This is a genomic window from uncultured Sphingomonas sp. (genome assembly GCF_913062585.1).
In the GTDB taxonomy this organism is placed as follows: Bacteria; Pseudomonadota; Alphaproteobacteria; order Sphingomonadales; family Sphingomonadaceae; genus Sphingomonas.
Genome location: NZ_CAJXWX010000022.1, coordinates 50,529 through 71,279 on the forward strand (window position 1 = coordinate 50,529; position 20,751 = coordinate 71,279).

13 protein-coding genes and 1 pseudogene are annotated in these 20,751 nt (G+C 67.2%); 5 read left to right on the plus strand and 9 right to left on the minus strand.

Annotated elements, in window-relative coordinates; all coding sequences use genetic code 11:
- The first annotated feature begins 73 nt into the window (after window positions 1-73).
- From poxB to QZ546_RS13885, 4 genes and pseudogenes are all read left to right on the plus strand, one after another.
- Window positions 74-1,798, plus strand: coding sequence for a ubiquinone-dependent pyruvate dehydrogenase (poxB, locus tag QZ546_RS13870; protein WP_294238650.1), 1,725 nt, complete (start codon window positions 74-76; stop codon window positions 1,796-1,798).
- Between the two features lie 2 nt (window positions 1,799-1,800).
- Window positions 1,801-2,313, plus strand: coding sequence for an FUSC family protein (locus QZ546_RS13875; protein WP_294238686.1), 513 nt, complete (start codon window positions 1,801-1,803; stop codon window positions 2,311-2,313).
- A 105-nt stretch (window positions 2,314-2,418) separates the two neighbouring features.
- Window positions 2,419-3,447 (plus strand): annotated as a pseudogene (locus tag QZ546_RS13880) (family 43 glycosylhydrolase); the annotation flags it as partial.
- Window positions 3,448-3,651: 204 nt separating this feature from the next.
- Window positions 3,652-3,921: a hypothetical protein gene (locus tag QZ546_RS13885; protein ID WP_294238653.1), complete on the plus strand. Its 270-nt coding sequence runs from the start codon at window positions 3,652-3,654 to the stop codon at window positions 3,919-3,921.
- 171 nt (window positions 3,922-4,092) lie between these two features.
- Here the strand turns inward: QZ546_RS13885 and katG are convergent, their stop codons facing one another.
- The 9 genes from katG to QZ546_RS13930 all read right to left on the minus strand — a co-directional run bounded on the left by katG (window position 4,093) and on the right by QZ546_RS13930 (window position 18,311).
- Entirely contained in the window at window positions 4,093-6,324 is a 2,232-nt protein-coding gene (katG, locus tag QZ546_RS13890) for a catalase/peroxidase HPI (protein ID WP_294238656.1), read from the minus strand.
- 107 nt (window positions 6,325-6,431) lie between these two features.
- Window positions 6,432-9,329 (minus strand): pitrilysin family protein, encoded by a 2,898-nt coding sequence (locus tag QZ546_RS13895; protein WP_294238662.1) that lies wholly within the window; start codon window positions 9,327-9,329, stop codon window positions 6,432-6,434.
- A 103-nt stretch (window positions 9,330-9,432) separates the two neighbouring features.
- Complete coding sequence (locus QZ546_RS13900) at window positions 9,433-9,852, minus strand: DUF2721 domain-containing protein (protein ID WP_294238664.1); 420 nt, start codon at window positions 9,850-9,852, stop codon at window positions 9,433-9,435.
- On the minus strand, window positions 9,849-10,385 hold the full coding sequence (locus QZ546_RS13905) for a GNAT family N-acetyltransferase (protein ID WP_294238666.1): 537 nt from the start codon (window positions 10,383-10,385) through the stop codon (window positions 9,849-9,851). Before QZ546_RS13905 ends, QZ546_RS13900 begins: the two co-directional genes overlap by 4 nt.
- The gene (locus tag QZ546_RS13910) at window positions 10,382-10,948 is read right to left on the minus strand and encodes a 4'-phosphopantetheinyl transferase superfamily protein (RefSeq protein ID WP_294238668.1); all 567 of its coding nucleotides are present in this window, start codon (window positions 10,946-10,948) and stop codon (window positions 10,382-10,384) included. Before QZ546_RS13910 ends, QZ546_RS13905 begins: the two co-directional genes overlap by 4 nt.
- Entirely contained in the window at window positions 10,945-14,952 is a 4,008-nt protein-coding gene (locus QZ546_RS13915; RefSeq protein ID WP_294238670.1) for a Pls/PosA family non-ribosomal peptide synthetase, read from the minus strand. The genes QZ546_RS13910 and QZ546_RS13915 overlap by 4 nt, the downstream gene beginning before the upstream one ends.
- A gap of 37 nt (window positions 14,953-14,989) precedes the next feature.
- Window positions 14,990-15,949 carry a glycosidase gene (locus QZ546_RS13920; protein WP_294238689.1) on the minus strand — a complete coding sequence of 320 codons (960 nt, stop codon included), beginning with the start codon at window positions 15,947-15,949 and terminating at the stop codon, window positions 14,990-14,992.
- The gene (locus QZ546_RS13925) at window positions 15,949-16,710 is read right to left on the minus strand and encodes an SDR family oxidoreductase (protein ID WP_294238672.1); all 762 of its coding nucleotides are present in this window, start codon (window positions 16,708-16,710) and stop codon (window positions 15,949-15,951) included. Before QZ546_RS13925 ends, QZ546_RS13920 begins: the two co-directional genes overlap by 1 nt.
- A gap of 89 nt (window positions 16,711-16,799) precedes the next feature.
- Window positions 16,800-18,311 carry an MFS transporter gene (locus tag QZ546_RS13930; RefSeq protein ID WP_294238674.1) on the minus strand — a complete coding sequence of 504 codons (1,512 nt, stop codon included), beginning with the start codon at window positions 18,309-18,311 and terminating at the stop codon, window positions 16,800-16,802.
- Window positions 18,312-18,529: 218 nt separating this feature from the next.
- On the opposite strand from QZ546_RS13930, the gene QZ546_RS13935 reads away from it, so the two are divergent.
- Window positions 18,530-20,638, plus strand: a complete 2,109-nt coding sequence (locus tag QZ546_RS13935) for a S9 family peptidase (RefSeq protein ID WP_294238678.1) — start codon at window positions 18,530-18,532, stop codon at window positions 20,636-20,638.
- Window positions 20,639-20,751 lie beyond the last annotated feature (113 nt).

A 20,751-nucleotide genomic window follows, 5' to 3' on the forward strand; every position in this document is an offset into this window, starting at 1 on the left:
AGCGAACGGCGTCGCGCGCGTTCTCTCCCCAGCCCCGGCCAACCGGCCTGCCGCGCATAGGGACCTGACGCACATGACCAAGACGATCGCCGACCTGTTGAACGACACCCTGATCGAGGCGGGCGTCCAGCGCATCTGGGGTGTCACCGGCGACAGCCTGAACGCCTTTAACGACAGTATGCGCCGCTCTGGCAAGCTCGCCTGGATGCATGTCCGCAACGAGGAGGCGGGCGCCTTCGCGGCCGGGGCGGAGGCGGCGGCGACCGGCGAACTGGCGGTGTGCGCGGGCAGTTGCGGGCCGGGCAACCTGCACCTCATCAACGGTCTGTACGATTGCCACCGCAACCACGTGCCGGTCCTGGCGATCGCGGCGCATATCCCGTCGAGCGAGATCGGCCTGAATTATTTCCAGGAAACGCACCCGACCGAGCTGTTCCGCGAGTGCAGCCATTTCTGCGAGATGGTGCAGGATGCCCGTCAGATGCCCGAACTGCTCCACCGCGCGATCCGCACCGCCATCGGCCAGCGGGGGGTCGCGGTGCTGGTCATCCCCGGCGACGTCGCGCTCCAGCAAGCGCCCGAGACGCGCAGCGTCCCCTTCCCCGCCCTCGCCGCGCCCCGGTTGCTCCCCGACGAGGCGGCGCTCCGGCAGGTCGCCGATCTGGTGAACGGGTCGAAGGCGGTGACGCTGCTCTGCGGATCGGGCACGGCGGGCGCGCATGACGAAGTCGTCGCGCTCGCCGCGGCGCTGAAGGCGCCGATCGTCCATGCCTATCGCGGCAAGGAATGGATCGAATATGACAATCCCTACGATGTCGGGATGACCGGGCTGATCGGCTTTTCGTCGGGCTATCACGCCATGATGGAATGCGACACGCTGCTGATGCTGGGCACCGATTTTCCCTATCGCAATTTCTACCCGGAAAAGGCGAAGGTGGTGCAGGTCGATCGTGACCCCGGCGCGCTGGGGCGGCGCGTGCCGCTCGACCTGGGCGTGGTGGCCGATGTGAAGGCGTTCGCCGATGCGCTGCGTCCGCTGATCGGCGCGGATCGCGACCAGGCCTTTCTGGATAAGGCCCGCGCGCATTACCGCGATGCGCGCAAAGGCCTGGACGACCTCGCCACCCCGCGCGACGGCGACGCGCCGCTGCATCCGCAATATGTCGCGGCGATGGTCGACCGGATCGCCGATGAGGACACGGTCTTCACCGCCGATGTCGGCACCCCTGCCGTCTGGGCGGCACGCTATCTGACGATGAACGGCAAGCGGCGACTGATCGGGTCGTTCAACCATGGCTCGATGGCCAACGCCCTGCCCCAGGCCTTGGGCGTGCAGGGCGCGTTTCCGGGACGGCAGGTCGTGTCGCTGTCGGGGGATGGCGGGCTGGCCATGCTGATGGGCGACATGCTGACCGCGGTGCAGATGCGCCTGCCGATCAAGATCGTCGTCTTCAACAACTCGACCCTCGGCTTTGTCGAGTTGGAGCAGAAGGCGGCGGGTTATGTCGACACCAATGTCTCGCTGACCAATCCGGACTTTGCCGCGATCGCGCGCGAGATCGGCTATTTCGGGGTCCGTGTCACCCGGTCGGACGCGCTGGAGGCGGCCCTGCGCGAGGCCTTTGCGCATGACGGCCCCGCGCTGGTCGATGTCGTGACCGAGGGCCTGGAACTGATCGTGCCGCCCAAGATCCAGGCCGAGCAGGCCAAGGGCTTTAGCCTGTACGCGGCCCGCGCCGTGCTCAGTGGCCGGGGGAACGAGGTCATCGCGCTTGCCAAGGCCAATCTCTTCCGGTGACGATGACGGCAAGGGGCGCGCCGCCCGCCTGGATAGGGTCGGCGGCGTTCGTCGCGCGGTGCACGGGGTCGGCCATGCTGGCCTCGCTGCTGGCCGCGGCCGTCGGCCTGGGCCATCCCATCTGGGCGGTCGTGTCGGCGCTGGTGGTGTCGCAGGACAGCGCGACCGACACGCGACGCGCTTTTGTATGGCGCGTGATGGCGACAGCGATCGGGCTGGTGGTGGCGATCGGCGTGGCCAGCGCGGTCCACGACCCCAGCCCGGGCCATCCGCTGCAACTGGTCGTCGCCATCGCCATCTGCGCGACGGTCGCCCGGATCCGGCCCGAGCTGCGCGTGTGCATGTGGACCGCCCCGATCGTGCTGATGACCGCCCTGCCCGATCGCGGCATCGTTCATACCGCCATCGAGCGCGGCAGCGAGGTGCTGCTCGGCGCGGCGGTCGCGACGGTGCTGCACGGCTTGGTGGATTGGAGCTTGCGCAAGCGCCGGGGATTCCGGCGAACGGCTTTTTAATGTCGGAGTTATCCGTTAAGACCATGCGATCGGCGTCAGCGGGACGACCGGAACGATAAGGCGCCGCCGCCCCGTCCGCGCGGGAGATGACGGCCCGATGGGAGGATGGACATGCTGAGCCGACGTACATTCCTGGCCGGGGCGACGACTGCCGTGGCGACGCCCTCTCTCCTCGCCGCGCGGCCTGCGCCCACCATCGTCAACCCGGTCGTCCGCCAGCGCGCCGATGCGCAGGTGTTCCGACACACCGATGGCTGGTATTACATGACCGGATCGGTGCCCGAATATGACCGGCTGGTCCTGCGTCGGTCCAGGACGCTCGCCGGGCTCTCGACCGCGCCCGAAAAGGTCCTTTGGCGACACCTGAAGAGCGGTCCCATGTCGGGCTTCATCTGGGCGCCCGAACTGCACCTCGTCGACGACCGATGGACCATGTATTTCGCGGCGGGGCCCAGCGGCGGTGGCGAGGACGTGTTTCGCATCCGCACCTATGCGGTCATGTGCGACGGCCCGGACCCGATGACGGGCAACTGGTCGGTGCTGGGCCAGCTTCAGACCGAGTGGGATACGTTCACGCTCGATTCCACCAGCTTCGTGCACCAGGGCCGGCGCTACCTCGTCTGGGCACAGCGCGAGCCGGGGATCGAGACCAATTCCAACCTGTATCTCGCCCCGCTCAAGACGGCGCTGACGCTGGCGGCCAAGCCCGTTCGCCTGTCGGTGCCGACGCTTCCCTGGGAAATCCAGGGTTACAAGGTCAACGAGGCACCCGCCCTGCTCGCCCGCAACGGCAAGCTGTTCATGACCTATTCGGCGAGCGCCACCGATGCACGTTACTGCATGGGCATGTTGACCTGCGACGCGAAGGCCGACCTGATGAACGCGGCCAACTGGTCGAAATCGCCGGTGCCGGTCTTCAAGACCTCGGAGGCGCACAAGGTCTATGGGCCCGGCCACAACAGCTTCACCGTCGACGAACGCGGGCGCGACGTGCTCGTTTATCACGCGCGCGACTATGCCGCGATCAAGGGCGATCCGCTGTTCGATCCCAATCGCGACACCCGGATGCAATATTTCCGCTATCGCCCCGACGGCACGCCCGATTTCGGCGAGCCGGTGGCCAATGGCCCGCTGCGCATGGGGTGAGCCCGCTCTACCAATTCCTCCCCTGTAAGGGGAGGTGGCAAGCCGAAAGGCCTGACGGAGGGGTGTCGCCCTATCCAGAGCGGGACACCCCTCCGACGCGCGATGCGCGCCACCTCCCCTTCCAGGGGAGGAATGGACTGCCTCCCGTCCATTGACGCTTGGGTGCGCGGACCGGCTCCGCTAAGAACGGGCATGGATTTCGATCAACTGCTCATCCGCTTCTTCGGCACCGAGGATATCGGCGACCTGTCGCCCGACCAGCTTTCCGCCGGGATCGACCGGTTGCGGGTCCAGTTCGGGCTGGAGCGCGACAGCGGCCGTCGCTTTGCGCTCTGGTGCCTGGCGTACATGCTGGGCGTCGCCCCCGACCTGGACGACGCGTTCGAGGACGAAGCCGACAAGGAAGCGGCGCGCGACTTCATGGACACGATCGACCGCGAAATGGACGAGGACGAAGAGTGATCGGCTAACCCCACCCTCACCCTTCCCACCCGCTATCGCGGCTGGGCCCCTTCCCTCTCCCAATGGGAGAGGGAGGGAGGTGCGCAGCACCAGATAGGGCGAGGGTAGAGCCCATGAAAAAGGGGCCGTACCTCACGGCACGGCCCCCTTTCCTTTGGATGTCCGCCCGGATCAGATGTCCATGCGACCGGCGTTCATCACCTTGTCCCACGCCTTCACGAAGTCGCGGACGAACGGCGCGTTCGAGTCCGAGCAGGCATAGGCCTCCGCCAACGCGCGCAGTTCGGAATGGCCACCGAAGATCAGGTCGACACGCGTCGCCGTCTTGGTGTGCTCCTTGGTGCGGCGATCGCGACCGTGGAACAGATTCTCGTCCGCGCTCGGCTCCCACTCGGTGTTCATGTCGAGCAGGTTGACAAAGAAGTCGTTCGACAGCGTGCCGACCCGATCGGTGAACACCCCCTCGGTCACGCCCGGCGCGTTGCCGCCCAGGACGCGCAGGCCACCGACCAGCACCGTCATCTCCGGCCCGCTGAGGTTCAGCAGCTGGGCACGGTCGACCAGCGCTTCCTCGGGCGCCATGAACTGGATGCCCTGGCGATAGTTGCGGAAACCATCGGCCATGGGCTCGAGCACCGTGAAGGACTCGACGTCGGTCTGGTCCTCACGCGCATCCATCCGGCCCGGGGTGAAGGGCACCGTCACCTCGACGCCGCCATCCTTCGCCGCCTTCTCGACCGCCGCGCAACCGCCCAGCACGATCAGGTCGGCGATCGACACCTTCTTGCCGCCCGTCGCCGAGCCGTTGAACTCGGCCTGGATCGCCTCCAGCGTGGTCAGCACTTCGGCCAACTGCGCCGGGTTGTTGACCTCCCAGTCCTTCTGCGGCGCCAGGCGGACACGCGCACCGTTCGAGCCGCCACGCTTGTCCGACCGGCGATAGGTCGAGGCCGAAGCCCAGGCCGCACCGACCAGCGCCGGGACCGACACACCCGAGGCGAGGATCTTGTCCTTCAGCGACGCGATGTCCGCCTCATCGACGACCGGATGATCGAGCGGATCGACCCGGTCCTGCCAGATCAGCGGCTCCTGCGGCACGAGCGGGCCCAGATAGCCCTCGACCGGCCCCATGTCGCGGTGGGTCAGCTTGAACCAGGCACGCGCGAAGGTCTCGGCGAAATATTCCGGGTCCTTGTAGAAGCGCTCGGAAATCTTGCGATATTCCGGGTCCTTGATCATCGCCAGGTCGGAGGTCAGCATACGCGGATGCTGCTTCTTCGACGGGTCGTGCGCGTGCGGCACGTCGGCGGGGGCGGACTTGGCCTCCCACTGCCAGGCGCCGCCCGGGCTCTTCACCAGCTCGAACTGGTCCTCATATTCGAACAGGTTCTTGAAATAGTTGTTCGACCAGCGAGTCGGCGTCTGGCTCCAGGTGACTTCCAGGCCAGAGGTGATCGCGTCACCGGCCATGCCCGACGCGTGCTTGGAGCGCCAGCCCAGGCCCTGATCCTCGATCACCGCGCCTTCGGGCTCAGCGCCGACGAAGGACGGATCGCCCGCACCGTGCGTCTTGCCGAAGGTGTGGCCGCCAGCGTTCAGCGCGACGGTTTCCTCGTCGTTCATCGCCATGCGCGCGAAGGTCGCGCGGATGTCGCGGGCCGAGGCGACCGGATCCGGCGTGCCGTTCGGGCCTTCCGGATTGACGTAGATGAGGCCCATCTGCACCGCGCCCAGCGCCGGGTGCAACTGTCGCTCGCCCGAGTAACGCTCGTCGCCCAGCCAGCTGCCCTCGGGGCCCCAGTACAGCTCTTCCGGCTCCCAGGTGTCGGCACGGCCGCCCGCGAAACCGAAGGTCTTGAAACCCATTGATTCCAGCGCGACATTGCCGGTCAGGACGTACAGGTCCGCCCAGCTGATCTGCGCGCCGTACTTCTGCTTGATCGGCCAGAGCAGGCGACGCGCCTTGTCGAGATTGGCGTTATCCGGCCAGCTGTTGAGCGGCGCGAAGCGCTGCTGCCCGCCACCAGCACCGCCGCGACCGTCGGTGACACGATAGGTGCCCGCCGAGTGCCACGCCATGCGGATGAACAGGCCGCCATAATGACCGAAATCGGCGGGCCACCAATCCTGGCTGTCGGTCATCAGCGCGTGCAGATCGGCGATCAGCGCGTCGAGATCGAGCTTGGCGAACTCCTCGGCATAGTTGAAATTCTCGCCCAGCGGGTTCGAGCGCGGGTTATGCTGGTTCAGCCCTTCCAGGCGGAGCCGCTCGGGCCACCAGTCCTTGTTGCCGGGACCGCCACGGCCGCCACCGCGCTTGCCGGGTCCATTGCCACCGCCGCCATGCGCGACCGGGCAACCGCCCGCGCTCTGGCCCTGATTGTCTTCGACCTGGGACGCCATATTCCACTCCTCGGTTCAACCCGTGGGGCAGCGCAAAGCATCGTGCGCCGCCCGTCTGTCGACCATAAGGGGCCAGATTTCCCGGAGAGTAAAACCGACTATCTTCGTCAGTCTGATTGAGTGGAGCGAACAGCGGCGGAGGGCGTGGCCACCGGCGCTTCGGGCAGGACCCGGATCTCGAAACCGGGTCGCGACGGCCCGGCATAGCGCGCCAGGGCGGCGCGAACCTGGTCGATCGTGACGGCCTCGCGGGTGGCGATACCCTGGCGGATCAGGGTCATGATGCGCGGATCGTCGAAATCATTGCCCAGCACGCTCGTCCAATAGGCGTTGTTGCTGCGCGCGCGCTTGGCATTGCCTAGGATCGTCGCTTTCGCCCGCGCGAACTCGTCGGGTTTCGGCCCGTTCGTCGCCAGATCGGTCATGATCGCCGACAGCGCCTTCTCGAAATCCTCGATCCGGTTCACGCCCAGCTGCGCCCCCACCTGCAGGATGCCGTAATGCGGCATTTCGACATAACCGGGGTGGCTGGCAAAGGGCGAATAGCTGCCGCCCTGCGTCTCGCGGAACCCTTCGATCAGGCGGGTTTCGATAATCTGGCTGGCGACGTCCAGCGCGCGAACCTCCGTGATGTCGTCGAGCAGGCCCAGGGTCGGCCAGGCGCGCACGACCATGGCCTGCCCTGCGTCACCCTTGTGGAACAGTGTGATGGGCGATGCCGCCGGGATCGTCGCCCGCACATCGCTGCGCTCGGGATCGGGGCGAATGTCCTTGCGCGGAGGCAGCGTGCCGAAGCTGCGCGCGACCGCGTCAACGACGGCGGCCCGGTCGAAATCGCCGACCACGGAGATCTGGATCGGCCCAGCCGCCAGCCGCGGCTCCCAATAGCTGCGAAAGGCGGGCAGCGTCAGCGCGGCGATCTCGTTCATCGGCGGCAGGCCGCGAAACCGCGTATCGCCGCCATAAAGATAAGGCCCCGAAAAGGCGCGCAGGACCGATGACGGCTGGCTATAGGTTGCCTGATAGCTGGCGATCATGCTGTCGCGCAGGCGCGAGACGGTCACCGGGCGATACTGGTTCTGGCTCACCCCCACGGCCATCAGTTTCAGCATGTCGGCGACATTCTGCCCGTCGCTGGCCCCGTCGACGCTGATCGCATCGAGCGCCTGCCCCGCGCGAAAGCCGATATTGCGCCCCGCCAGCAACCGGGTCAGCTCGTCGGGGCGGAACGGGCCGAAGCCGCTGCCCATGACCATGCTGCTGGTCCAGCTGAGCCCCGGATCGCTGCGCGCCTCGCCCAACAGGCCATGGCCGATCCGAACGTTGACGCGGATGCGATCCTTTTCGAAATCGGTCTGCTTCAGGTCCAGCTCGATTCCGTTGGAGAACCGGACCCGCTCGATGCCCAGATCGGGAATGGTGGCGGTCGAGGCGACGGTGGCGGGCGTGCCCGGCAGCTTCAGCTCGTCCATCGAGACCGCGCGGATCTTCGCCTCGCGCACCGCCGCGACCTTTTTGACGTCCGCCAGGGCCGTCGCCACCGCCGCGTCGCCGCCCGACACGGGCACCGAGGAATAGAGCATCAGGCGCGGCTCGGGCGCGAGCAGACGGCGGATCGTCGCCTGGACCGAGGCCGGATCGAAGCTCTTGCGCTGCGCGGCGAACAGGTCGCGATAAAAGGCGTTGGGCGCGGTGACATCGCCCTGCTCGACATCGTTGACATAGCCATTGGCCAGCCCGGACGACGAGGCCGTCGGCTCCTCGGCCACCTGCCGGTCCAGATAGATGGCCATCTGCTTGACCTGGGTGTCGATTTCCTCCTGCGACGGCGGCTCGGCCAGCGCGCCGTTCAGCACGCCTGCGGCCTGGTCGAACGCCGCCTTCCAATTGCCCGGCTTGAACCCCAGCGCCAGGGTCAGCTGGTCCTGGATATGGCGGTTGGCGGTGTTGGTCAGCTGCCCGCCGATCAGCGCGCCGCCCTTCTGCGCCTCGGTCGACAGCCGCTGGTTGAGCACGCCCAGTGCGACCCAGTCCTGATATTGCCGCTGCTGCCGGGCGATGGTCCAGGGCCGCTCGTCATGCGGCGTGACATAGGCCATCTGGAGGCTGTTGGGCATTTGCGGATCGACCACCGCCGCGGAATCGCGCGGGGGCTTGGTCGGCGCACCGAAATCGGGCGCCGCAGGCTCCGCCCCCACCGCGCGCCAGCCGCTGAAGTTACGGCGGATCTGCGCTTCCAGCATGGCGGGATCGGCATCGCCGACCACGATCACCTGCGCTCGCGACGGCCGATACCAGCTCTTGTAATAAGCGCGCAGGCGATCGGCGCTCGCCCCCGACAGGGTCGCCTCGCTGCCGATGATGTTGCGCACCGCCGCCTTGGTGCCCGCCAGCATGATGGGGTTGGCGACCGCCTGGACCTTCTGCGCGAGCGGGGTCAGGCGCATCGCGCGCTCGGCCAACACCACCTTGCGCTCCGTCTCCAGCGCGGCCGGGGCGATCGTCGCGCTGCTCATCATTTCCGACAGCACCTCCATCGCCTGGGCATAGGAGGCTTCGTCGTTGCGCGGCAGGTCGAGGACATAGGTGGTCGCGGTCAGGCCGGTAAAGGCGTTGGTATCGCTGCCGAAGCTCGCGCCCAGCCGCTGCCAGATCTTCACCCCCTCGCCGTCCGCCAGCTTCCGGGTGCCGCGAAAGACCATATGTTCGAGCAGGTGGCTCCAGCCCTGCTGCTCGTCGGTTTCCATCAGGCCGCCCGCGTCGATCCGGATGCGCACCGCGATCGTGCCCGGCGGCTGCGTCCCCCGCCGCACGGCATAGCGCAGCCCGTTGGGCAACGTGCCCGTCCGCCAGGCCGGATCGGCCGGAAGATCGCTGCCCGCGCTCTGCCACGATGCCGATACCACCGGCGCCTGTGGCTTCGTGGCCATCGGCGCGGCGGTCTGCGCAACGACCGGCGCGGCCAGAACCAACAGGATGGCCGTCGACGTCTTACCAAAAATCATGATGCGGTCTTGTCCCCACTACCCGGGATCAAGGCTGCCCCAGCCCGCATCATCCATGCAAGCGGGGCGAGATGACAATTCGTCCATGTCGTGCCCTTGCGCGTCAGCCCGGATCGTCCTCGTCGCGCAAGGTCCGCCCGGCCAGGATGATCTCGGCGACGAAACAGACGAGGCCGCCGACCGCGCAGACCAGACCGCCGCCGAAGAATAGGAACAGGATCGACGAATGGCCCGAGGCGCGCAGCACGCCGAAGAACAGGGTGATCGCCGCGCAACAGGTCATCACCCCGGCCGCCGCCCCGAGCGTGACCGCCACGTCCAGAAAACGCGACCGCAGCCGCAGCCGATCCATCTCGACCCGGCTGACCCCGTTTTCCTTCTTCAGCACATGGATGCGGTCGCTGATCCGCCCCAGCCGCGTCGAAAAGACATTCAGCAGCGCCCCCACCGCCGTCAGCAGGAAGATCGGGGTCAACGCCAGCTGGATGACATGCGCCGCCGCGCTCAACGGCTCGCGGATCACCGGGGACGCTCCAGCCGGGCGATGGCCGCAGCGAGCGCCGCATCGCGCCGTCGGGCCAGTTCTTCAACGGACACGGCCGCCAGGTCGAAACGCAATTCGTGCATCGTCATGCCCGACCGATAGCCCTCGGGCCAGACCGCCATTCCCTCGAACCCGCAATGGCGGAAGAAGGGCGCCACGCCGGGCGAGGTGTCGACCGTGACATAGCGGGTCGGCGGCTCGGCATGCTGCGCGACATGCAGCAAGCGCTCGAACAGCAGCAACCGGCCCAGCCCGCTGCCATGATGCGCCCGCGCAGCCATGCCCCAATAGAGCAGCGCCTTGTTATAATGCTCCCAAAGCTCGTAACCGCCGAACGCCGCGACCGCATCGTCCACCGTGACGACGAAAGCCGGACCGTCGGGATCGTCCAGCGTCTCCTCCAGCCATTCGCGGTCCCCGGCCCCGAAATATTCGGGCAGATTGCTGTCGAAGATCGCCAGCACGGCGTCGCGGTCGCCTTCCGCGTAAGGCCGGACCTGGTCCGCGCTCATGCGGCCTCTGCCCAGATGGCGAGCGTTTCGATCCCGCGCCCGTCTTCGCGGGTCCAGCAATGCGAGGTCCCGCCACAATGCGCGGTCGCCCGGACCGGGTCGATCAGCCTGGTGTCGATCGCCTCGGGCGCGATGCGGCGGGGAGTGCCGATCAGCTTGGCGTGCGCTTCCTTGATCGTCCAGCGCCGCAGCCATTGGCGCGACCGTTCTGCCAGAGGTGCGGCACGGACCGCGTTCGCCTCCTGCACGGTCATCATGTCCCAGAGCGGGGCCATATCGTCCACAGCCTCGCGGTCGACCGCCACCGCATAAGGGGCGGCGGCCACGAGGCACCAGCCGCCACGCCCCGACAGGCTGATATGCCAGCCATTTGGAAAGAGAACTTCGGGCTTGCCCTCAGGATTGCGCGCCAGCCGTACCGCCCCGGCGGACAGATGGCCCAGCAGCGCCGTCGCCAGGGGCCCTCGCTCCCCCGCGCCCGGATCGGCGACGCGCCACACGACCGGCGACACGCCGTCCCAGTGCAGGGCGTCGAGCGGCCCGTCATGCCAGAGCGGGGTCATGCCCCGGTGACGATCCGCGCCGGGCTGCCTTCCCAATTGGTCCCGGCGGGCAGGCTCTCGCCCTTCATCACCACCGACAGGTCGCCCAGCTGCGCGTCCGCCCCGACCTCTGCGTCGTACAGAACGATCGCCAGCGAGCCGATCGTCGCGCGGTCGCCGACCGTGATCGCGCCGACCTTCATCACCCGGTCCTCGAACAGATGCGTCTGGAGCCCGGCATAGTCGTTCAGCGCGACATCGTCGCCGATCGTGACCAGGTCGTGCTCGGTCAGGTCGGTCGTGTCGATGTAACAGCGCTTGCCGACCTTCGCCCCCATCAGGCGCAGGTACAGGCCGATCCAGGGCGTGCCGCGCAGCGGCTCGAGCAGATTGGCGACCGCCAGATTCTCATAGGTCGCGGTGACCAGCTCGGTCCGCCAGACAAAGGTGCTCCAGAGCGGCGCGGTCGTCACCTTGTACCGCCCAACGACCAGCCATTTCAGCGCCAGCACGAACGCGCCGCAGGCCAGGCAGAAGCCGACATACAGGAACGGGAAGGCCGAGATGATGACCAGCCCGCCGCGCTCCAGATCGTCCAGATCGCCGACGATCGACAGCAAAGCACTGAAGAACACCAGGAAGGCGGTCAGCGACAAGGTGGTGCGGATCGCCTCGATCGACAGGCGCGTCGCGATCAGCCCCTTGGACGGGTTGAAGCGGGCGCCCTCGTCGAACATCGTCGCGACCTGCCGCACCGGCAGCTTGATTGCAGGCGAGCCGAACCAGGTGCTGCCCGCCTCGGTCGCCAGTTCGGGGCTCTCGGGCGGCTTGGACAGGACGCCGATCAGCACCTCGTCGCCGATCTGCGCGCCGGTCGGCAACAGCGCCGAATTGCCGATGAAGCTGCGACGGCCGATCTTCGTATGCGCCAGCTCGATGGTGCCATGGCCGATCTTGGCCGCGCCAAAGATGACCGAGTCCGCGATGAAACTCTCCGGCCCGATCTCGACCAGGTCGGGGACGATCGCACTGGCGGTGGAGATTTCCGCCCGCCGCCCGACCTTCACGCCCAGCGCCCGGTACCAAGGGATGACGTAGAGCGTGGCGAAGATGGGATGCAGCAGGCGCAGCGCCAGGTCGTTGATCTGCCGCACCATCCAGTAACGGACATAGAACCAGCTATCGAGCCGGTACACGCCCGGCTTCACCCGCCCCAGCACCAGCCGCTTGGCCAGCACCGTCAGCACGCACATCATCACGATATAGGTGGCGGCGAGCAACGGCGAGACGAGCATGTAACCATAGCCGGTCGTCGCCCAGTCCAACTCGATCAGCGCGATCAGGCCCGGCGCGATCGGCAGGATGGCGATGATCGGCAACAGCAGCGCGCCGATGAAGATCGCCAGCGACGGCCCCGCCCGTTTACCGGTCGTGATGACCTCGCCGGGCTCGACCATCCGGTCGAAGGCGGCGGGCGAGCCGGTCCAGCGCTGGCGTGGCGGAATCACCGTCTCGGCCGGCAGCGCGGCCATATCGTCCAGGATCGCATCCTCACCCAGGGTGCAATCGCGGCCGACCACCGCCTGCCCCCCGACAAAAGACCGCGCGCCGAGCGTCACCCTGCCCAGCCGCAACAGCCCGCGCTCGACCGAGCTGGTCGCCATCACCGCCTGGTCGCTGACGATGGCATCGTCGCCGCAGGTGAACAGGTCGGCGGTGTCAATCACGCCGTTGCCGATATAGGCGCGCTTGCCGATCTTCGCGCCCAGCATCCGGTAATAGCCCCGGATCATCGGCGTGCCCGCCAGATAGGGCGTTGCCGTCACCGCGATGATCCGCCGCACCAGCCACCAGCGGAAATAGGTGCCGCCCCATAGCGGATAGTCCCCCACCTTGAACCGCCCCGCGATCAGCCACTTGGCGGCGATCGAGAACAGCATCGAGGCGACCGGCACGATGGTGAAGAACAAGGCGCTCAGGATCAGAGCGTCGATCCGGCTCATCCGCCCCGCAAGGTGCGTATAGGCGACATAGGGGAAGAACCATTGCAGCCCGGCAATGGTATAGATGGGCAGCAGCGCCACGGTCTGCGCCGCGACGCACAGCATCCGCTTCCATTCGGGGACGCGGCGGAAACTCTCTTCGGTCGCGACGGTGACCGGCGCGGTGCCGCCGATCCGGGTCGCCAGCGCGCGGATGGTCGGCGCGGCGTACAGATCCTCCAGCGACAGGCCCTCCAGCCCCGCCACCTTGCGCGCCGCCGACACCAGCCGCGCGGCCTTCAGCGAGTGGCCGCCAAGGTCCTCGAACAGATCATCGGTGACCGACACCGGCTGTGGCGCGAACGCCTCGGTCCAGATGGCGTGGAGCTTTTCCTCCATCGGCGTTGCCGGCGCTTCGAGCTGGCGCCCCGTATCGACGGTGATCTCTGGCTTTACCAACGCCTTGCGATCGACTTTGCCCGAGGCGGGCAAGGTCGGCAGCGCGGCCAGCACCTGATAGGCGGCGGGGCGCATGTAATTGGGCAGACGCTCGGTGACCCGCGCCTTGATGTCCGCCGTATCGATCGTCTCGCCCGAACGCGCGACCAGGAAGGCGGCAAGGAATTCGGAGCCGTCGGCATCGGTGAACAGATGCACCACCGCCTGCGCGACGCCCGGTGCCTCGCCGATCACCGCCTCGATCTCGGCGAGTTCGACGCGAAAGCCGCGAATCTTCACCTGGGTGTCGATCCGCCCGACAAAGTCGATGTCCCCCGCCGCGTCCAGCCGGACCAGATCGCCCGAGCGATAGATGCGCTCCGGCCCGCCCGACACGGTGTCGAACGGGGTCATGGTGAATTTCTCGGACGTGAGGTCGGGGCGGTTGACGTAACCGACGCCGACGCCGGGGCCACCGATGACCAGCTCGCCCTCCTGCCCCGCCTCGACCGGATGCAACGACTCGTCGACGATCCAGGCGGTATAGCCGGGCAGCGGCTTGCCGATGGTGATGCGCTTGCCGGGCTGCACCTCGGTCCAGGTCGCCGTCACCGAGGTTTCGGTCGGGCCATAGGTGTTGAGCAGGCGCAGGCCGGGCCCCGCCAGACGGCGGGGCAGGTCTGCCGGGCACGCCTCGCCGCCCATGTTTATCAGGCGCAGCGTCGGCACCGGATGCTCGACCAGCGCGATCAGCGAGGGGACGACGTGCCAGATCGTCGCCTTTTCCTCGGCCAGCGCGATGGCGACGTCGGGGCCGCTCGCCGCCAGCGCCTCGGTCGCGACGAGCAGCTTCGCGCCGACGAAGAAGGCGCTCCACATCGTCTCGACCGACATGTCGAACGCCAGGCTGAACCCGCCGAACACGATGTCGGTCGGCTCCAGCGCCAGGATCGCGCTTTCGGAGCGCACCAGATGGCAGGCATTGGCATGGGTGATCATCACCCCCTTGGGCCGTCCGGTCGTGCCCGAGGTATAGATGATATAGGCCAGGTCCTGCGGGTCCGATCCCGTCACCTCGCGGCCCATCGGCAGGGGCGGTTCGGCGGCCAGATCGCCCAGTTCGGCGTCGAGCGCCAGCGTCGCGCCCGGTATTTCCCCCGCCCGCGCGCCGGTCGTAATGGTCAGCGCCGCGCCGCTATCCTCGATGATGAAGGCGATGCGATCCTGCGGATATCCCCAGTCGACGGGGACATAGGCCGCGCCGGTCCGCAGCACGCCCAGGATCGCCATATACTGGTCGAGCCCGCGCGGCAGGCACAGGACCACCCGGTCGCCCTTCCCCACCCCCAGCGCGCGAAGCCGGTGGGCGAGCGACAGGCTGCGATGTGCCAGCATGTCGTAGGTCCACTGCGTGACCCGGCCATATTCCTCATCCGCGCCGATCAGGCTCAGCGCGGTGGTCCAGCCGCGCGTACGACAGGTCGCATCGAACAACTCGTGCAACAGCTCGTCGCGGGCATAGGGGCGATCGGGCCGCAATGCCGGAGCCGGAGCGATCGAGGCATGGATGCTCGGCGCGACGGAGACTTCGGTATCTGCGGACATCGACACGCTTTCTGGACCAGGAACGAGAAGGATCGGCTCAACTGCGCCGAATAAGGGCCCGCGACAATCGCCGATCTTCAAGCGAATAGTAAAGCCAGATACCATCCTCCGCGACCACGACCGAGGCGGCAAAGGCGATATCGGTCGCGCCGCGATCGTCGGCGGGTGGCGGCAGGATCAGCGGCTCGATCCCCCGCGCGACGACGCGGGTATAATGCTCGTCGAACGCGACCCAGCCGATCCGCCAGCGCGCATCCCGCGTCGCGCCATTGTAGAACATGACCGGGCATGTCTTGTCGTCTGTCAGCAGCGGCCCGGTCGACAAATGCCAGTCGTCCCAACTGTCCTCGCGCGGCATGAAGGGCGTCGGCTGCTCGGTCCAGGGGCCCGCGACATCCTCCCCGATCGCCACGCCGATGCGCGATGCGTCGTCGGCGGCATATTCGTAGAACAGCCGCCAGCGGCCGTCCGCCGTGCGGTCGACGGTCGCCTCCTTGGTATTGCCCTCCGACTTGGACGAGGCGAGCGCGACGCCGCTTTTCACCAGCCGGTCGACCGAGGGGCCGGTGGCATAGGACAGTTCGCCATGCGCATGGTCGGCCAGCACGCCCGAATAATAGACGACATAGCCGTCCTCGCGGCGCACGACCGTCGGGTCCTCGACCCCGCCCGCATCATGCGCGTCGGGGCCCGGCGCGATGGAGGGGGCGTCGAGCATCGTGAAATGCCGCCCATCCTCGCTCCATCCCGCCCAGATGACGCCGGTGTCGGTCAACGCTTGGCCCTGCGGCACGACGGCGCGCACCATCATGCCCCAGCGGCCATCCGCCTCGCGCCAGACATAGGGGCTCATCAGGTCGCGGGCCATCAGTTCGGGCGGCCCTTCGAGTGTCACGTCCTCGATCCGCTTGACGTTGAAATCCAGGTCGAGCGGGGCGTCGGCGACCCGATCCTTGCGATGCGGATCGGCGACCGAGGCGTCGGTAGCGGGGCCCATCATGCGCCCAGCGCCTGCATCAGCGACAGGCCGCCGTCGATGACGATCCGCGCGCCGGTGATATATTTCGCCTTGTCGGAGGCGAGGAAGACCGCGAGGTCCGCCACTTCGGAGGCCTGCCCCGCGCGGCCCATCGGGATGTTCCGCTCCAGGCTGGCGCGATAGGTCGCATCTTCCTGCGCCTTGGCGTTCATCGGGGTCAGGATCATGCCCGGTTCGATCGCATTGACCCGGATGCCGCGCGGAGCCTCCTCGATCGCCAGCGTCTCGACCAGGTTGGTCAGCCCGCCCTTGGCCGCGCAATAATCCGCGCCGCCCGCGCGCACCGCATAGGCGTGGATCGAGGAGATGTGCAGGATCGTCGCATCCCCCTTCCCCTCGCCCCACCCGGTCAGGAAACGGCGCGAGGTCAAGAAGGCGCCGGTCAGGTCGGTCGCGATCATCCGCTGCCACTGGGCGAGCGCCATGGCGCGCACCGTCACGCCCGACATGTTCACCCCGGCCGAGTTCACCAGCACATCGGCCGGTCCCCATACCGCCTCGACGGCGGCGAAGGCCTTGTCGACCGAGGCTTCGTCATTCACCTCGGCCTGGACGGTCATCGCCTCGCCACCCGCCTTGCGGATCGCTTGCGCCGTGGTGTCGGCGGCCTCCTGGTCGTTGTGGAACAGGACCGCGACCCTGGCCCCCGTCGCACCGAACGCCTCGGCACAGGCGGCGCCGATGCCCGACTCCGCTCCCGTTACGATTACCGTCTGCATGGCTACCGACCTGCTCCGTCGTTTGGATCAGGCCGGGTAACGATCCTTATCCTGGATTGTTGCTGATCGGCAACGACATGACCATTCCGTCATTCGGCGTCCGTCCCATTGTCATGATGGCCGCTCATCGCCGCACCCGCGTCGGGTGCGAAGCGCCGGTTCCAGATGACCGCCGAGGCCGAGATGATCGCCACCACGATGAACGCCGCCGAGAAGCTGGCCAGCGTCGGCGTCGTCTGCCCCTGGATCAGCGTTCCCAGTTCCAGCACCGTCGCCGCCGTACAGATGCCCAGCGACAGGGTCAGCTGCTGGAAGGTCGCATAGAAGCTGGTCGCCGCGCTCATCCGGTCCTTTTCCACATCGGCATAGGCGATAGCGTTGAACCCGGTGAACTGGAATGAGGTGAAGAAGCCCGACAGCGCCAGGATCAGCGTGATGACCGGGATCGACCAGTCGGGCCGGAACAGGGCGCAGGTCGCGTACCCTGCGCTGCTGACCAGCCCCGACACGATCAGGCTGCGGCGAAAGCCCCAGCGGCGCAGGACGCGCGGGGCGAGCGCCTTCATCGCCAGCGCGCCAACCGCGCCCGCCATGGTGATCGTCCCCGTCTTCGCCGCGGTCAGTCCAAAGCCGAGCTGGAACATCAACGGCAGCAGAAAGGGCTGCGCCCCTTGGGTAATCCGGGTCAGCGAGCCCCCGATGACCGACAGGCGAAAGGTCGGCACGCGCATCAGCGTGGGATCGAGGATCGGGTCGTGGGTATGGCGCGCATGGCGGATATAGAACCAGCCGAACGCGGCCCCCATGACCAGCAGGCCGAGCGCGATCCAGCCCGTGCCCGGTCGGCTCGCCAGCTCGAAGCCGAACAACAGGCCGCCGAGCGATACGCCGGACAGCACGAACCCCGATGTGTCGAACCGCAACCGCGCATCGCCGCGTATCTCTGGCACCAACATCCACGCGCCGACCATGCCGAGGATGCCGATCGGGATGTTGAGATAGAAGATCCAGCGCCAGTCGAGCCAGGTCACGATGAACCCGCCCAGCGGCGGCCCCAGGATCGGGCCGATCAGCGCCGGCATGACCAGCCAGGACAGCGCCTGCACCATGTCCGCCTTGGCGACGCTGCGCAGCAGGACGAGCCGCCCGACCGGCACCATCATCGCGCCGCCGATCCCCTGCAGGAAGCGCGCGGCGACCAGAGTTTGAAGCGACCCCGATTGCGCGCACAGGATCGAACCCAGCAGGAAGATGCCGATCGCCGAGCAGAAGATGGTGCGCGATCCGAACTTGTCGGCCAGCGTCCCGCTCGCCGGGATGAACAGGGCGAGCGCGAGCAGATAGCTGGTCAGCGCCAGGCTGAGGCTGGTGGCGGGCGTGCCCAGGTCACGCGCCATGGTGGGCAGCGCGACGGTCAGGACGGTGCCGTCTAGCTGCTGCATGAACAGCGCGGACGCGACGACGAGCGCGATCACGCGGTAGCCGCGCGTCTGGGCGGGCTCCGTGGTCCCCGCGCCGCTGGTCATCGCTTCCACGGCGGGGGCCAGCCCGTCATTCACGTCCGCACTCATCGAGGCCAGGTTACGTCGTCTCCACCGCATGTCGTTCCATTCGTCTGCTCATGTGCCCTGCCCTAGAACGCGATTTAGGTGCATCCGATCAAGGTCTGCCATGATCTTTCGCCGATCGGGCCGCCACGGGGCTCGCGCCTCTTGGGATTGCCGGGCTTCGCCATTCTGTGCCGCGCCGCCCGATAGGCCCTTGCACCGACCCTTGCGGACGGCCATCCTGCCCATCGGAGAATAGACGGGGGACGGCGATGCGGTGGTTGGCGGCAACGGGATTGATCGCACTGGCCATGCCGGCCCTGGCCCAGCAGGCGACGCCGCCGATTGCCGCCAAGAAGCCCTATCAGGTCCCCTCGCCCAACGGCACGCGCGAGGACGACTATTACTGGCTGCGCGACGACACGCGGAAAAATCCGGAGATGCTCGCCTATCTGAATGCCGAGAACGCCTATGCCGATACGCAGCTGGCGTCGCTCAAGCCGCTTCAGGCGCGGCTCTATGACGAGACGGTCGCGCATATCAAACAGGACGACAGCAGCGTCCCGTACGGCAAGAACGGATATTGGTATTCGTCGCGCTTCGCGACGGGCGCCGACTATCCGCTGATCGAGCGCCGTGCAGGGTCCGCGACCGCGCCTGCGCAAATCCTGTTCGACCAGCCCGCCATGGCCAAGGGCCATAATTTCTTCGCCCTGTCCGACTGGTCGGTCAGCCCGGACAACACGCTCGTCGCCTGGGCCGAGGACACGGTCGGCCGGCGGCAATATGTGCTGCGGGTCAAGGATATCGCGACCGGCCGGGTGCTGGAGGACAGCATCGCCAATATCGAGCCCAATGTGGTGTGGGCCGCCGACAACCGCACCATCCTCTATATCGCCAAGGACCCGGTGACGCTGCGCGGCTACCGGGTGATGGCGCATGTGCTCGGCACGCCGGTCAGCGCCGACCGGATGCTGTACGAGGAGAAGGACGACACGTTCAACATGGGGGTCGGGCGGACGACCGATGACCGCTATATCTGCATCAGCGTCCAGAGCACGGTCAGCGACGAGCAACGCTGCGCCCCCGCGACCCAGCCGACCGCCTTCGCGGTCATCGCCCCGCGCGAGCGTGAATTCCGCTACGGCGCCGACCATCTCGGGGGCCGCTGGATCATCCGCACCAATAGGGGGGCCAAGAATTACAAGCTGGCGACGCTCGCCGATGCCGATGCGGCCAAGGGCGTTGCCGCCTGGCGCGATCTGGTGCCCGGCAGCGACACGGTTTTCATCGAGGATTTCAAGCCCTTCAACGGCTTCGTCGCCATCGACCAGCGCGAGGGCGGCAACCGGATGATCCGCCTGCTGACCGACGCGGGCAAGTCCATTCCCGTCAAGGCGGACGAGCCCGCCTATCGCATGGGCCTGTCCACCAACGAAGAGCCGGACACGGCCTGGGTCCGCTATACCTATGGCTCGCTGGTCACGCCGACCACGACCTATGAGATCAACGCCCGCACCGGCGAGCGGCGCACGCTGAAGGTCACGCCGGTGCCCGGCTATGATCCCGCGCTCTACGTGACCGAACGGCTCTGGGCTCCGGCGCGCGACGGGACGCGCATCCCCGTCTCGATCGTGTACCGCAAGGGCGTCAAGCGCGACGGCACCGCGCCGCTCTTCCAATATGCCTATGGCAGCTATGGCATCTCGACCGATCCGTCGGTCGATGCGGGGCGGATCGGGCTGCTCGACCGGGGCGTGGTCTATGCGATCGCGCATATCCGGGGTGGGCAGGAAATGGGGCGCGGCTGGTATGATGACGGCCATCTGCTCCACAAGAAGAACAGCTTTACCGACTTCATCGACGTCACCCGCTACCTCGTCGCGCAGAAATATGCCGCGCCCGGCCGGGTGGCGGCGATGGGCGGCAGTGCGGGCGGGCTGCTGATGGGTGGCGTCGCGAACATGGCGCCGCAGGATTACAAGGTCATCATCGCGCAGGTGCCTTTCGTCGATGTGGTGACGACGATGCTCGACGCCTCGATCCCGCTGACGACCTTCGAATATGACGAATGGGGCAATCCGGCGAACAAGCCCTATTACGACTATATGCTCAGCTATTCGCCCTACGACAATGTCGCGGCCAAGGCGTATCCGGCGCTCTATGTCGGCACCGGCCTGTGGGACAGCCAGGTGCAATATTACGAGCCCGCCAAATGGGTCGCCAAGCTGCGCGAGCGGAAGACAGATACCAACCCGCTGATCTTCCGGGTGAATATGGAGGCCGGGCATGGCGGCAAGTCCGGCCGCTTCGAGCGAATCCGGCAGAATGCCGAGTGGCAGGCGTTCATGTTGTCGCAGTTGGGGGTTGCGGGGGAGTAAGTCTCGGAGGTGCGGCCTAAGCCGCCTGCCCTCCCCCAACCCCTGTCTCTTATACACATCTCCGAGCCCACGAGACCGTACTAGATCTCGTATGCCGTCTTCTGCTTGAAAAA